This is a genomic window from Streptomyces sp. NPDC051677 (assembly GCF_044453465.1).
Lineage (GTDB): Bacteria > Actinomycetota > Actinomycetes > Streptomycetales > Streptomycetaceae > Streptomyces.
The window spans coordinates 49,664-62,786 of sequence record NZ_JBITCT010000005.1 but is presented as its reverse complement, the minus strand read 5'-3'; the positions used below and the strand labels follow the sequence as shown (position 1 = coordinate 62,786).

The 13,123-nt window shown below is 70.6% G+C and carries 11 protein-coding genes; 6 read left to right on the top strand and 5 right to left on the bottom strand.

Going from position 1 to position 13,123, the window contains the following annotated elements:
• The first annotated feature begins 73 nt into the window (after nt 1-73).
• On the top strand, nt 74-874 hold the full coding sequence (locus ACIBAF_RS07400) for a methyltransferase domain-containing protein (RefSeq protein ID WP_399462169.1): 801 nt from the start codon (nt 74-76) through the stop codon (nt 872-874).
• Nucleotides 875-909: 35 nt separating this feature from the next.
• Here the strand turns inward: ACIBAF_RS07400 and ACIBAF_RS07395 are convergent, their stop codons facing one another.
• A complete protein-coding gene (locus ACIBAF_RS07395) occupies nt 910-2,097 on the bottom strand; it encodes a winged helix DNA-binding domain-containing protein (protein WP_399462168.1) in 1,188 nt (395 codons plus the stop codon).
• A 710-nt stretch (nt 2,098-2,807) separates the two neighbouring features.
• Between ACIBAF_RS07395 and ACIBAF_RS07390 the strand changes: the two genes are divergently transcribed.
• From ACIBAF_RS07390 to ACIBAF_RS07370, 5 genes are all read left to right on the top strand, one after another.
• On the top strand, nt 2,808-3,581 hold the full coding sequence (locus tag ACIBAF_RS07390; protein ID WP_079660025.1) for an isoprenyl transferase: 774 nt from the start codon (nt 2,808-2,810) through the stop codon (nt 3,579-3,581).
• 347 nt (nt 3,582-3,928) lie between these two features.
• Nucleotides 3,929-5,254 (top strand): PhoH family protein, encoded by a 1,326-nt coding sequence (locus ACIBAF_RS07385; RefSeq protein WP_399462167.1) that lies wholly within the window; start codon nt 3,929-3,931, stop codon nt 5,252-5,254.
• A gap of 429 nt (nt 5,255-5,683) precedes the next feature.
• A complete protein-coding gene (locus ACIBAF_RS07380) occupies nt 5,684-6,358 on the top strand; it encodes a transglycosylase SLT domain-containing protein (protein WP_399462166.1) in 675 nt (224 codons plus the stop codon).
• A gap of 73 nt (nt 6,359-6,431) precedes the next feature.
• Nucleotides 6,432-7,148: a transglycosylase SLT domain-containing protein gene (locus ACIBAF_RS07375; RefSeq protein ID WP_399462165.1), complete on the top strand. Its 717-nt coding sequence runs from the start codon at nt 6,432-6,434 to the stop codon at nt 7,146-7,148.
• A gap of 141 nt (nt 7,149-7,289) precedes the next feature.
• Nucleotides 7,290-8,696, top strand: a complete 1,407-nt coding sequence (locus tag ACIBAF_RS07370) for an AI-2E family transporter (RefSeq protein ID WP_399462164.1) — start codon at nt 7,290-7,292, stop codon at nt 8,694-8,696.
• 3 nt (nt 8,697-8,699) lie between these two features.
• Here ACIBAF_RS07370 and ACIBAF_RS07365 read toward each other — a convergent pair whose 3' ends face one another.
• The 4 genes from ACIBAF_RS07365 to ACIBAF_RS07350 form a co-directional block, all read right to left on the bottom strand.
• Entirely contained in the window at nt 8,700-9,242 is a 543-nt protein-coding gene (locus ACIBAF_RS07365) for an alkyl hydroperoxide reductase (protein WP_399462163.1), read from the bottom strand.
• A gap of 208 nt (nt 9,243-9,450) precedes the next feature.
• A complete protein-coding gene (locus tag ACIBAF_RS07360) occupies nt 9,451-11,790 on the bottom strand; it encodes an FtsX-like permease family protein (RefSeq protein WP_399462162.1) in 2,340 nt (779 codons plus the stop codon).
• Nucleotides 11,787-12,476, bottom strand: a complete 690-nt coding sequence (locus ACIBAF_RS07355; RefSeq protein WP_399462161.1) for an ABC transporter ATP-binding protein — start codon at nt 12,474-12,476, stop codon at nt 11,787-11,789. The genes ACIBAF_RS07360 and ACIBAF_RS07355 overlap by 4 nt, the downstream gene beginning before the upstream one ends.
• Nucleotides 12,473-12,997 carry a PadR family transcriptional regulator gene (locus ACIBAF_RS07350; protein WP_399462160.1) on the bottom strand — a complete coding sequence of 175 codons (525 nt, stop codon included), beginning with the start codon at nt 12,995-12,997 and terminating at the stop codon, nt 12,473-12,475. Before ACIBAF_RS07350 ends, ACIBAF_RS07355 begins: the two co-directional genes overlap by 4 nt.
• Between the last annotated feature and the right edge of the window lie 126 nt (nt 12,998-13,123).

Sequence of the window (13,123 nt, the reverse complement as noted above, 5' to 3'; positions counted from 1 at the left end):
ACGGTGCCTTCCTCCACCGCACCGGCAGAAAAATCGGCGGCGTCCGTGCCCCTTCTTCTGTGACGATCCCCCTATGAACGCCGACCACCGCGACCCGCGCCCCAGCTTCGAGGACCTCCTGGCCGAAGGGGCCGCCGTCCCCACCGAGGGATGGGACTTCTCGTGGTTCGAGGGGCGGGCCACCGAGGAGCGGCCGTCCTGGGGGTTCGCGGTGGCGTTGGCCGAGCGGCTGGCCGGGGCGACGGCCGCGCTCGACATCCAGACCGGGGGAGGGGAGGTCCTGGACTTCGCCCTCGGTCGGGTCGCCCCCGACGCGCCCGTCCTCACCGTCGCGACCGAGGGCTGGCCGGCGAACGTCGCCAAGGCCACGGCGCTGCTCCGCCCGCGCGGCATCGCGGTCGTCGCCTGCCCGGAGGACGCCCCGCTGCCCTTCGCGGACGCCGCCTTCGACCTGGTGGTCAGCAGGCACCCGGTCGAGCCCCTCTGGGGCGAGATAGCCCGTGTCCTGGAACCCGGCGGGACCTACTTCGCCCAGCACGTCGGCCCTCGCAGCGTCTTCGAGCTCGTCGAGTACTTCCTCGGGCCGCAGCCCGACGCGGTGAGCAGCAGCCGGCGCCCCGAGCGGGAGCGCGCCGGGGCCGAGGCGGCGGGGCTGGAGATCGTCGACCTGCGGGCGGAACGGCTTCGCGTCGAGTTCCACGACATCGCGGCCGTCGTGCACTTCCTGCGCAAGGTGGTGTGGATGGTCCCGGGCTTCACGGTGGAGACGTACCGGCCCCGACTCCGGGCCCTGCACGAGCAGATCGAGGCCGAGGGTCCGTTCGTCGCACACAGCACCCGCCACCTCTTCGTGGCCCGCAAACCGACCGGCTGACCGCCCCTCTGACCGCCCCTTTGCCCCACCGCCCCTCAGGCGTGCGGTCCCGTGGTCACCTCGCCGATCACCAGTTCGGCCGCGGCCTCCAGCACCTCCCCGACGCGTTCGGCCCGTTCCCCGAGTTCCCGTGTCTGTCGGGCCGTCAGGCGGCCCAGCGGTTCGACCGTGATCGTCGTACGACGGCCGCGGCGCGCCTGGTGCCAGACTCCTGCCACGACGCCGTCGACCAGCAGCACGGGGTGGTTCCCGGCCTGGCCGCCGGCCAGCGCCCGCTCGTACGCGGCCCCCGGGAACAGCAGCTCACGCGGTTGGGCGGCGATGACGTACGCGTCGAAGTACGGCAGCAGCCGCACGCCCCGCACGCCGCCCGCGGCTCCCGGGTCCGCCGCATCCGGGAACCCCGTGTCCCCGGCCGCCACCCAGGCCCGTGCGCCTTCGAAGAGCACCTCCTCCACCGCTCCCTCCGCCGCCAGCTCCCCGAACAGCCCGGTCGCCCAATCCTCCTTCGCCGCCAGCCACTTGGCGAAGTGCGCGGGCGTCGCCGGGCCGTAGGCCGTCAGGTAGCGGTGGACGAGTGTGCGCAGGGCCCGGTCCTGGGGGAGCGGGTCGAAGCGGGGCGGGCGGGTGTACGTCACCTTGCGGCCCCGGTTCGGGCCGAAGCACAGGGCGCCCGCCTGGCCCGCCCGGAGCAGCACCTGCCGCCAGCGCGGCCACAGGCCCTGGAAGGCGGGCATCACCAGATCCCCGGCCCAGGGGCCGGTGCGGGCGACGACCTCCTCGCCGAGCTCCTCCACCGTCAGACACACCCCGTCGAGCGCGTCGGCGATCGCCGCCTCCACCTGCTCCGCCTGCTTCTCGGCGAGCCGGACGTCGGGCGCGAAGGGCCCCGCCCCGGACGGCACCGCCGTCAACGCCGCGCTCCACAGCGGGAGTTCCCCGGCGGGAAGGAGGTGGACCGTCCCGCGCGGGCCGTGCGTACGCACCAGTGACCGCTCCTCCCACAGTGCGGCCCGCACCTCTCTCCGCGTCACTCCTTCCGCACGCACCCCGATCGCCACCTCCGCCGCGGACGGCACCTGGGCGTGCACGCCGAGCATGGCCGCTACGACGTCCGTGACGACATCCGCGGGCCCCCGCGGACCGCCTGCCGGCGAATTGGCCAGGAACTGTCGTTCGAGCCGTCGCGCGGAGGCCTCTCGCCAACTGATCCGCAAGGTCATGGCGTCGACGGTAGGGGGCAAATAGGTCGAATACTGTCCTCTGTGGCGCCGTGCACATCCCGAGCGCCCCTCCGGGCCGGCTCCACCCGCCCCGCCCGCCTGGCGCGCTCGTACCTCCACCTCCGCGGAGTTTCCACATCGTTATCGCCAACAGTTCACATGCGGTGCGGGCCTCACGTAAGTTCGAGGCCAGGCAATTCGCGTGAGCAAAGCTGCGTGGACGTCACCGCGCAGTGGAGGGGGCTGCGCGGTGACGCCCCCGTCAAGACGGCGTTCGCGGTCGGGTTAGCCCATCGGGGGGAACCCTCGGGGACCCTCGGACAACTGACCGGCCCTCGCCCAAGTCGCTCCAAAACCTCTGCTTCCCCCGGTAAGCGCCCCCATTGCCCTGGGAATCCGCTGCGTTCTGGCCATGAACCACTCATGAACAACACTGCAAACGGCCACCGGCGCGTCGTCGGGCGACTCCGGAGAGTAGTTGTGGCGCGCCGATGCACGCAGCATCACTTACGAAGGGTTATGGTGGAAACCCCCCCTCGGGCCGGTCCGTCTCCCCCCCCCACGGACCGGCCCGTTTTTTGTGCCCCCGCGCGCCTCCGTCCGCCCTCCCCCGCACCCCCGTCCGCGCCCACCCGGCTCAACGGCCCAAGCGCCGCAGGGGTAGGCTGCGCCCCGCGGGGACCGCACCGTACGGAGGGGCTGACATTCACGTGAACCTGCGCGACAAGCTGCGCGGCCTTCTGGTCAGGCTGTACGCACGCCGGGTGGAAGGTCACCTGGACCACGCTCAGGTGCCCAAGCACATCGGCGTCATCATGGACGGCAACCGACGCTGGGCCAAGGCCGCGGGTTCCACCACCGAGCACGGGCACCGCGCCGGCGCCGACAAGATCGAGGAGTTCCTCGGCTGGTGCACCGAGACGGACGTCGAGGTCGTCACCCTCTGGCTGCTGTCGACGGACAACCTCGACCGCCCGCAGGAGGAACTCGTTCCGCTCCTCGGCATCATCGAGGACGTCGTGCGCACCCTCGCCGCCGACGGCCGCTGGCGCGTCCACCACGTCGGCACCCCCGACATCCTCCCCTCCCATGTGCAGACCGCGCTGAAGGAGGCCGAGGAGTCCACCGCCCACGTCGACGGAATACTGGTCAACGTCGCCATCGGCTACGGCGGCCGCCAGGAGATCGCCGACGCCGTGCGCTCGATGATCGTGGACGCCGCCGACAAGGGCACCTCGATGGAGGACCTCGCCGACTCCGTCAGCGTCGATCTGATCGGCCGCCACCTCTACACCGGCGCCCAGCCCGACCCCGATCTGGTGATCCGCACCAGCGGTGAGCAGCGGCTGTCCGGTTTCATGCTGTGGCAGACGGCCCATGCGGAGTACTACTTCTGCGAGGTCTTCTGGCCGGCCTTCCGCAAGGTCGACTTCCTGCGCGCCCTGCGCGACTACGCGGCCCGCCACCGGCGTTACGGCGGCTGACACGGCCGGGCCGCCAGGGTCTCCTGGGGGTCGCCGACGGGTCGCCAGGGGCAGAAGTAACGAAGGACGTAACGAGGAGTTCACCGGCGCGCCGTCATATGCCGTGGCATGGCGGCGCATGTTCGAGGGCATAAGCCAAGCAGGTCGACGCCCGAACCACGGGTGTCGGATCTCAGCGGACGGCACGGGGCCGTCCGCCCGGGAGGCCCTTTGCACCAGCCCGACCGTGCGGTCACGGCACGGAAGAAGCAGCGGGGGGCCGGTTCTCGGCCCGTGCAGGGCGGCCGAGAACCGGTCCAGCTCCACTCCGTCGCTCCCCGACCTCATCCGAGGGGGTACGTCCTTCCGTGGTGACCAGCACAAAGCGCCGTATGCCAGACCGGCGCACCTATGTTCTCGACACCAGCGTCCTGCTGGCCGACCCGAACGCCATGACCCGCTTCGAGGAGCACGAGGTCGTGCTCCCCATCGTGGTGGTCACGGAACTGGAGGCCAAGCGGCACCATCCGGAACTCGGCTACTTCGCCCGGCAGGCGCTGCGTCTGCTGGACGACTACCGGGTGAAGTTCGGTCGCCTCGACGCCCCCATCCCGATCGGGGAACTCGGCGGCACCGTCCGTGTCGAGCTCAACCACTCGGACCCCAGTGTGCTGCCGACCGGCTACCGCCTGGGGGACAACGACTCCCGCATCCTCGCGGTCGCCCGCAACCTGCAGGCCGAGGGGTTCGACGTCACCGTCGTGTCGAAGGACCTTCCGCTCAGGATCAAGGCGTCCTCGGTCGGTCTCCTCGCCGAGGAGTACCGCGCCGAGCTCGCCATCACGGGCTCCTCCGGCTGGACCGGAATGTCCGAACTGAGCCTGTCCGGTGAGCAGGTGGACATCCTCTTCGAGGTCGGCCACACCTACGTGCCCGAGGCCGCCGACCTGCCCGTGCACACCGGTCTGACCATCCAGTCCGAGCGCGGCAAGGCGCTCGGCCGGGTCACCGCCGACGGCAACGTGCGCCTCGTGCGCGGCGACCGGGAGGCGTTCGGCATCAAGGGCCGCAGTGCAGAGCAGCGGATCGCGCTCGATCTGCTGCTCGACCCGGACGTCGGGATCCTGTCGATGGGCGGCCGGGCCGGCACCGGCAAGTCCGCGCTCGCGCTCTGCGCGGGTCTGGAGGCGGTCCTGGAGCGCCGCCAGCACCAGAAGGTGATGGTCTTCCGGCCGCTGTACGCGGTGGGCGGACAGGAGCTGGGCTATCTGCCCGGTTCCGAGGCCGACAAGATGGGCCCCTGGGCGCAGGCGGTCTTCGACACGCTGTCCGCGGTCACCAGCCGCGAGGTCATCGAGGAGGTCACCGCCCGCGGGATGCTGGAGGTGCTGCCCCTGACCCACATCCGGGGCCGTTCCCTCCACGACGCCTTCGTGATCGTCGACGAGGCGCAGTCGCTCGAACGGAATGTTCTCCTCACCGTTCTGTCCCGTATCGGCGCGAATTCCCGGGTCGTTCTGACCCACGATGTGGCGCAAAGGGACAATCTGCGGGTCGGACGTTATGACGGTGTGGTCGCCGTCGTCGAGAAACTGAAGGGACACCCGCTCTTCGCGCACGTGACGCTGAACCGGTCCGAGAGGTCTCAGATCGCGGCGCTTGTGACCGAAATGCTGGAGGACGGGCAGATCTGAGGGATCTGACCCTGCTCGGACAACTTCACAAACGCTGAGGTGAGTTGGCGCCGTCCGGCAAAGGCAGTGAGCCTAGCCGGGCGGCGCCTTCGCGTGTGGGCCTTTCGTGAAATCCCCGGGGGCAAAGGAGATGTGAGCTTTCACACGCAACTCGGAATTGCCTTGCGCGTTTGGTTACGGCAGAGTCTCAGTCCTGTCAGGCCCCGCATACGACACACCTGTACCCCCAGCGGTACAGAACCACTTGAGCTTCATCCTCAACTCCATACCGACCGTCGTATGCCGCCCGAGCAACACGCGGCGCTCCCGTAGCGGGAGTTGCCCACCGGGCCCGTGTCTCCCGTGACCCCGCAGTTCGGAGACCAGCGTCAAGGGCACGATTGCGTCCGCCAGGGTCACCGAAGCGGGCGATGCTGGAAGGAAAACCGTGTGAGCCGGATCTCGGTCCGGGGATTCGCAGTGGCCTCGGCCACGGCGGTCACCGCTGTCGGAAGCGTCGTCGGCGTTGCCTCGGGCAGTGTCGCGCAGCCCAACGACGCAGAGTCGACGGCAAGCGACGCGACGCTCCTCGCCGATCTGCCCGTGGGCCAGCAGGCCCAGGTCCAGACGGCGTCCCTTGCGCAGCAGGCCAGCTACCAGGCCATCGCCGCGGACGAGGGCGCGAAGAAGGACGCCGAGGAAGCGGCCCGCAAGGCCGCCGCCGAGACGGCCGTCGCGAAGAAGGAGGCCGCCGAGAAGGCGGCCAAGGAGCGCGCCGAGGCCAAGACCAAGGCCAGCCGCAGCGCGGGCGACTTCCCGATCCTGAGCTCCTACTCCATCGACCAGATCCAGGCGATGGCGGCGCAGATGGTGCCCAGCGGCCAGTTCCAGTGCTTCAGCAACATCGTGGACCACGAGTCCAGCTGGAACTACCACGCGGTCAACGCCTCCTCCGGCGCCTACGGTCTCTTCCAGGCGCTGCCCGCCGGCAAGTACGCGTCCGCCGGCTCCGACTGGCAGTCCAACCCGGCCACCCAGATCAAGTGGGGCCTGAACTACATGGACAGCCGGTACGGCAGCCCCTGCGAGGCGTGGTCGTTCTGGCAGGCCAACCACTGGTACTAGCAGGACCCGTGCGGCCCCGGCCGTTCATCCCCCCTCACCCTGACCACCTGATCACTCAGCAGAAGGAATCCGTGTGAGCCGGATATCGGCCCGGGGCTTCGCCGTGGCCTCTGCCACCGCCGTCACCACTGTCGGCGCCGTCATGGGCGTCGCCCAGGGCAGCGTCGCGCAGCCCAACGACGACGCCGAGGCGACGGCGGGCGACTCGACCCTCCTCGCGGACTTACCGGTAGGCCAGCAGGCCCAGGTACAGACCGCGTCCGTGACCCAGCAGGCCTCCGCGCAGGCGATCGCCGCGGACACCACCGCCAGGAAGTCGGCGGAGGAGACGGCCCGCAAGCAGGCCGCCAAGGACGCGGTGGCCAAGCAGAAGGCCGCCAAGGACGCCGCCGACAAGGCGAAGGCCGACCAGGCGGCCAAGGAGCGCGCCGAGGCGCAGACCAAGTCCGCCTCCAGTTCGACCGCGGACCCCGGCAGCTTCACCCAGCAGTCGTCGTACACCGTCGCCGAGGTCCAGGCCATCGCCCGGCAGATCGTGCCCGCCGACCAGTTCCAGTGCTTCAGCAACATCGTGAACCACGAGTCCACCTGGAACTACCAGGCCGTCAACCCCTCCTCCGGCGCCTACGGCCTCGTCCAGGCCTACCCCGGCTCGAAGATGTCGTCGGCCGGCGCCGACTGGCGGACCAACCCCGCCACCCAGATCAAGTGGGGCCTGAACTACATGAACGAGCGCTACGACAGCCCCTGCGGCGCCTGGGACTACTGGCAGGCAAACCACTCCTACTGAGCCCGCGCCCCATCTCTCGCTCAACCCTGCGCAGCCCCTCCCCGTCATAGGGGGAGGGGCTTTCGCCCTGTACGGTCGGTACGGCCGGGACCGACGACTCCAGGGGGAGTGGTGGGGAGAGACGGGGGAAGAGGACCGATCATGTCGCGTGTGCCAGGGTGGCTCGGCCGGCTGGGCGCCGGTCTGACCGAAATGGGGGAGCGGCTCGACGAACGGCGCGCGGAGGTCGAGCGGGAGAGCGAGGGCCTGGAGCCCGAGCCGGAACCGTCGCCGCCCGCCGCCGCCGAGACCGCCATGGCCGCCCCGGAGCCCGCCGAGGCCGAGGAACTCCCGCCGCGCGGTCCGCGCCCCGACCCGGCGCAGGCCGTGCCGTGGGGAGTGCGGGTGGCCGCCGAGGCCGGCTGGCGGCTGCTGGTGCTCGCCGGGACCGTCTGGATCCTCATCAAGGTCATCAGCGCGGTCCAACTCGTCGTGATGGCCTTCGTGGTCGCCCTGCTGCTCACCGCGCTCCTCGAACCCACCGTCGCCCGGCTGAAGCGGGTCGGCGTGCCCGGGGGGCCCGCGACCGCGCTGACGGCGATCCTCGGGTTCGTCGTCATCGGCCTGATGGGCTGGTTCGTGACCTGGCAGGTCATGGCGAACATCGACAACCTCTCCGACCAGGTCCAGGACGGCATCGACGACCTGCGCCGCTGGCTGCTCAACAGCCCCTTCCACGTCACCGACAAGCAGATCAACGGCATCGCCAAGAACCTGCGCGACGCGATCGGCGACAACACCGACGCGATCACCTCGGTGGGCCTGGAAGGCGTCACCGTCGTGGTCGAGGCGCTGACCGGCATCCTCCTGTCGTTCTTCTCGACGCTCTTCCTGCTCTACGACGGCAAGCGGATCTGGGAGTGGACGCTCAAGCTGGTCCCGGCCGCGGCCCGGCCGGGCGTGGCGGGAGCGGGGCCGCGGGCCTGGGCGACGCTCACGGCGTATGTGCGCGGCACGGTGATAGTCGCGCTGATCGACGCGATCTTCATCGGCCTCGGCATCTACTTCCTCGACGTGCCGATGGCCGTCCCGCTCGCCGTGTTCATCTTCCTGTTCTCGTTCATCCCGCTGGTCGGCGCGGTCGCCTCCGGCGCGTTGGCCGTCGTGGTCGCGCTGGTCACGCAGGGCGTGTTCACCGCGGTGATGACGCTGGCGGTGGTGCTGGCCGTCCAGCAGATCGAGGGCCACATCCTCCAGCCGTTCATCCTCGGCCGCGCGGTCCGCGTCCACCCGCTGGCGGTGGTCCTGTCGGTCGCGGCGGGCGGCATGGTCGCCGGCATCGGCGGCGCGATCGTGGCCGTGCCCCTGGTGGCCGTGACGAACACCGTGGTCGGCTATCTGCACGCCTACTCCCGGGAGCAGGCCCTGCGGCAGTCGCCGCGGCCACGGGGGGCCACCGCGGCCGGTGTCGCACCGGTGGCCGCCCCCGCCGCCGCGCAGGCCCCCGCGCCGCAGGACCGGAAGCCGCAACTCCCGGCCGACGACACCCCGGTGACGACGCGCGAGTGAACCTCACGTCGAGAGGTCGGCGAGCACCGCTTCCGCGTCCAGCGTCACCGCGAGCGCCTGGATCACCGAAGCGATCTTGAAGGCCTCCTGGACGACCTCACGGTCGACGCCCGCCTTGCGCAGCTTCTGCTCATGGGAGTCCAGGCACAGACCGCAGCCGTTGACGGCGGAGACGGCGAGCGACCACAGCTCGAAGTCGACCTTCTCGACACCGGGGTCGCCGATGACGTTCATCCGCAGACCGGGGCGCAGGTTGCCGTACTCGTGGTCGGAGAGCAGGTGGCGGGTGCGGTAGAAGACGTTGTTCATCGCCATGACGGCCGCGGCCGACCGGGCCGCCGTGTACGCCTCCGCCGAGAGGTTCGCCTTCGCCTCCGGGGCCAGCTCGCGCAGCACGAGGGGGGAGCGCGCGGCGATCGCGGTCACCAGCACGGTGCCCCACAGCTGCTGTGCGGACAGCTTCGAGTGACCGATGACCGCGTCCAGATTGAGCTTCAGGTCCCTGGCGTAGTCCGGAATCGCGGACGTCAGCGCATCCAACGTCATGACAGTTCACTCCCCGCCGGCAGCTTGATCGAGTCCAGGGTGACCTCACCCTCGGTCCCGTCGCAAGGGCACAGCTCGTCGGTGGCGGCCGGTCTGAGCACGAAGGCTGAGCACAAAGGCCTCTCCCCGGATGCGGGGAGAGGCCTTTGCCGTGGTCGCCGTGGCTGCCGTGGTCCGGTGTGGCTGCCGTGGCGGGTGTGGACGGGGGTTACTCGGTGCGCAGGCCGTCCGGTCGCATCAGCCGCATCAGGGGCGGCAGGCTCAGCAGCGTCACCAGCAGGACGACCGCCGCTCCGCAACCGGTCATCGTCAGCACGCTCGCCCAGTCCACGCCCACCGGCGTGGACGTCATCTTCAGCAGCACGGCCCCCAGCGTGAGCCCCACCGCCAGGGCCAGCAGCAGACCCAGCGCGATCGGGATCGCCGTCTGCCACAGCACCGACAGGCCCAGCGTGCGCCGCCGGGTGCCGAAGGCGACCAGCGACGACAGCAGCTTCTTGCGCTCGCGCAGCTGCTCCAGCTGCGAGACCAGCAGGCTCGCCCCGATCAGCAGCAGCACACAGGCGGAGCCGACGAGCAGTCCGGTGCGGATGGAGGTGAACTTCGTGCTCTGCCGGGTGGACGCCCACATCATCGGGTCGGCCAGCGGATCCACGTGGTACGCCGTGTTGCGGGCGTACTCGTACGCGTCGGGCATGGACTCGTCGATCGAGAGGTACAGCTCACCGCGGACCGTCTTGTCGGCCGCCTTGGGCAGGGCGCTCGGCGTCATCAGGAAGCCGCCGCGCTCCCAGTCGACCAGGCCTTTGACCGACTGGGCCTCGACGACGCCCTTGGGGACGGTCCAGACGACCTCCGCGCCGCCCCCGGGGGAGGACTGCTCCAGGTACAACTTCGTGCCGGGCTTGTTCAGCTTCGGCCCGTCGGTGGGGTCCTCGGAGGTGGTGAGCGCGAAGATGTCGCCGTCCTTGCACGAGGGCAGCTTCGCCACCTCGCGCAGGGCCGGGCAGTCGCCCACGGTCAGATCGGCGGACAGGTTCGGACCGTTCTCGCTCCGCCAGGAGGAGTCGCCCAGGTAGCCCTCCCACAGGGCGGTGACCTTGCGGACGCCCTTGGTGTCGGTGAACTTCTGGGCGGTCGCGGCCATCGGGACGCCGTTCGGCACCCGCACCTGCATCTGCGCCCGGGTGAGGTCCTGGCCGGTGGGCTTGGTGTAGTCGCCGTCCACGCCCGCGAAGAGCATCTGCAGCGCGATCGCCCCGGCCACCGCCACCGCGATGCCGTTGACCATCCGGGCCGCCGTACCGCTGCTCAACTGCAGGCGTCGTACGGCCAGTTGCCAGGCGACGCCGCCCGAGCCGAGGCGGGCGACGACCGTCTCCACGAGCCAGGGCAGCAGCGCGGTGATCCCGATGAGGAGCAGCAGGACGCCGCCGGTCACGAGGTACTGGTTGAAGTCCCCGTTCTCGCGGCCCTGTCCGATCATCGGGTAGAGCATCGCGAGGCCGGCCACCGGCATCAGCAGCCGCCACCACAGCCGACGCCGTGCGGGCTTCGCCGTGCGCACCACGCCGAGCGGCTCGATCACCACACCGCGCAGCGCGAAGAGGGTGACCAGGACGGCGGCCGTCGGCACGGCCAGCACGACCAGCGCGGCCAGCGCGGGGGAGGGGTTGAGGTAGCTGGGCCACACGCTGATGTCCATCACCTCGACCGTGCCCGCCGCCTGGCGGCCGATCAGGAAGAAGACCGCGCCGAGGACCAGGCCCAGCAGTGAGCCGGCCATCGCCTCGCCCGCCGCGATGCGCCGGGTCATCCGGCCGTCGGAACCGATCAGCCGCAGGGCCGCGAGCCTGCGGTCGCGCCGTTCACCGCCGAACCGCACGGCCGCGGCGATGAACACGGCCACCGGCATCAGCAGCACCACGATGATGACGAGGACCAGCAGGACCAGCACCGGGTCGGTCCGCTCGTGCGTCGGGTTCGGGTTCCCGAACTCCTTCAGCCGGGTCACACCGGCGTCGTCCATGTGCGAGGCGAGCCCGGAGGCGCCGGCGTAGTACGCGAGTTCCTGGGAGCCGATCAGCCCGCTCTCCCCGATGGTCCCGACGATCCGGTACGGCATCCGCTCGCGCAGCAGCGCCGAACCGTCATCGGCGAGCAGCTTCTTCAACGCGGGCGAGACCACCATGTCGCCCTTCGCCGGGAACCGGCTCAAGCCGGGCGGCAGCGGCGCGCGTGCTCCTTCCGGTTCCACCAACCGGCCGCGCACGCTCTTGTCGCGGAAATCCGTGTCGGTGCCCCTGATCAGCAGGGTGTCGTCCGCCTTGGTCGGCTTCGAGTCGCCGAACGCCCAGTCCAGCCGGGCCTGTTCACGGTCGTGCCGCACCGAGAGCACGTTCGGCACCGCCGTCGTCAGCAGCAGGACCGCCACGCCGAGGCCGACGCCCACCGCCGTCAGAATGGCCCTGACCCAGCCCTCCCGTCCGCCGGCGAAGGCGAACCGGACCCCCATGCCCAGGTCCCGATTCCACTGGCGCAGGTTCATACGACCCGCTCCATGTCCCGCGACTTCCCGTCCCGTACGACGATCTCGCGGTCGGAGTAGGCGGCCACCCGGGCCTCGTGCGTGACGAGGACGACGGCCGCGTTGGCCGTTCGGGCGGCCTCGGTGAGCAGTTCCATCACGCGCTCGCCGTTGAGCGAGTCCAGCGCGCCGGTCGGCTCGTCCGCGAAGATCACGCGCGGGCTGGTGACGAGCGAGCGCGCCACGGCCACCCGCTGTCCCTGCCCGCCGGACACCTCGCCGGGCCGCTTCTTGCCGAGGTCGTCGACCTCCAGGCGCTCCATCCAGCTCAGGGCGGTGCGCTCGGCCTGCTTGCGCGGGGCGCCGTTCAGCCGCAGCGGCAGCGCCACGTTCTCCACGCAGGTCAGTTCCGGCACGAGCTGTCCGAACTGGAACACGAACCCGAACTCCGAGCGCCGCAGCTGACTGCGCTGGGCGTCGCTCATCGTCGCGAGGTCACGGCCGTCGTACAGGATCGAGCCGGAGTCGGGCGTCACGATGCCGGCGAGGCAGTGCAGCAGCGTCGACTTGCCGGACCCGGACGGGCCCATCACGGCGACGACCTCGCCGGGGTGGATGGAGAACTCGGCGCCGTCCAGCGCCATGGTCGGGCCGTACGCCTTGCGCAGGTTCTCGGCGACGAGCAGGGATCCCCCGGGAGCGTTCACGCAGTCACCGCCGCCTTCAGCTTGTCGAGACGCGCGGCCGCCAGCTCCAGCCAGCGCAGGTCGGCCTCGAGGTGGAACAGGGCGTGGTCGCAGATCAGCTGGTCGGCGAGGTCGCCCTTGCGCTTGCGGTCGGTGAGGATGCGCATGCTGCGCAGGTGCTCGGACCGCTGCGTGTCGAGGATGTCGGCCGCGTCGCGGTGGGTGAGCAGCGCGAGGACGACCTTCGTGTAGAGCGTCGACTGCAGATACGGCTCGGGCTTCTCGGGCGTGCCGAGCCAGCGCTCCACGTCGGTGACGCCGGCGTCGGTGATCGCGTACCGCTTGCGCTCGGGACCGCCGCCGGCCTCGATGCCGTCGACCTCGACGAGGCCGTTCTTCAGCAGCCTGGACATCGTCGAGTAGACCTGGCCGTAGTGCAGCGGCCGGTCGTGACCGAACTTCTCGTCGAAGGCCCGCTTGAGGTCGTAACCGTGGCGGGGCCCGGACTCCAGGAGTCCCAGGAGGGTGTGACCGATGGACATGAGGAGGACTGTACATGCGGTGTATACCTGGCATGTATACGCGGAGTGCACAGGCCGCGGCAGGGGGTGCGAGTGCGCAGGTGGGGGCCGGTTGTCACCGTTCTGCAACAGGCGAAGGCGAGGCCG

What these genes read in the sequence shown, in the direction of transcription:
- ACIBAF_RS07400 (WP_399462169.1), top strand. Translation starts at nt 74, where the DNA reads ATGAACGCCGACCACCGCGACCCGCGCCCCAGCTTCGAGGACCTCCTG.
- ACIBAF_RS07395 (WP_399462168.1), bottom strand. Translation starts at nt 2,097, where the DNA reads ATGACCTTGCGGATCAGTTGGCGAGAGGCCTCCGCGCGACGGCTCGAA.
- ACIBAF_RS07370 (WP_399462164.1), top strand. Translation starts at nt 7,290, where the DNA reads ATGTCGCGTGTGCCAGGGTGGCTCGGCCGGCTGGGCGCCGGTCTGACC.
- ACIBAF_RS07365 (WP_399462163.1), bottom strand. Translation starts at nt 9,242, where the DNA reads ATGACGTTGGATGCGCTGACGTCCGCGATTCCGGACTACGCCAGGGAC.
- ACIBAF_RS07360 (WP_399462162.1), bottom strand. Translation starts at nt 11,790, where the DNA reads ATGAACCTGCGCCAGTGGAATCGGGACCTGGGCATGGGGGTCCGGTTC.
- ACIBAF_RS07350 (WP_399462160.1), bottom strand. Translation starts at nt 12,997, where the DNA reads ATGTCCATCGGTCACACCCTCCTGGGACTCCTGGAGTCCGGGCCCCGC.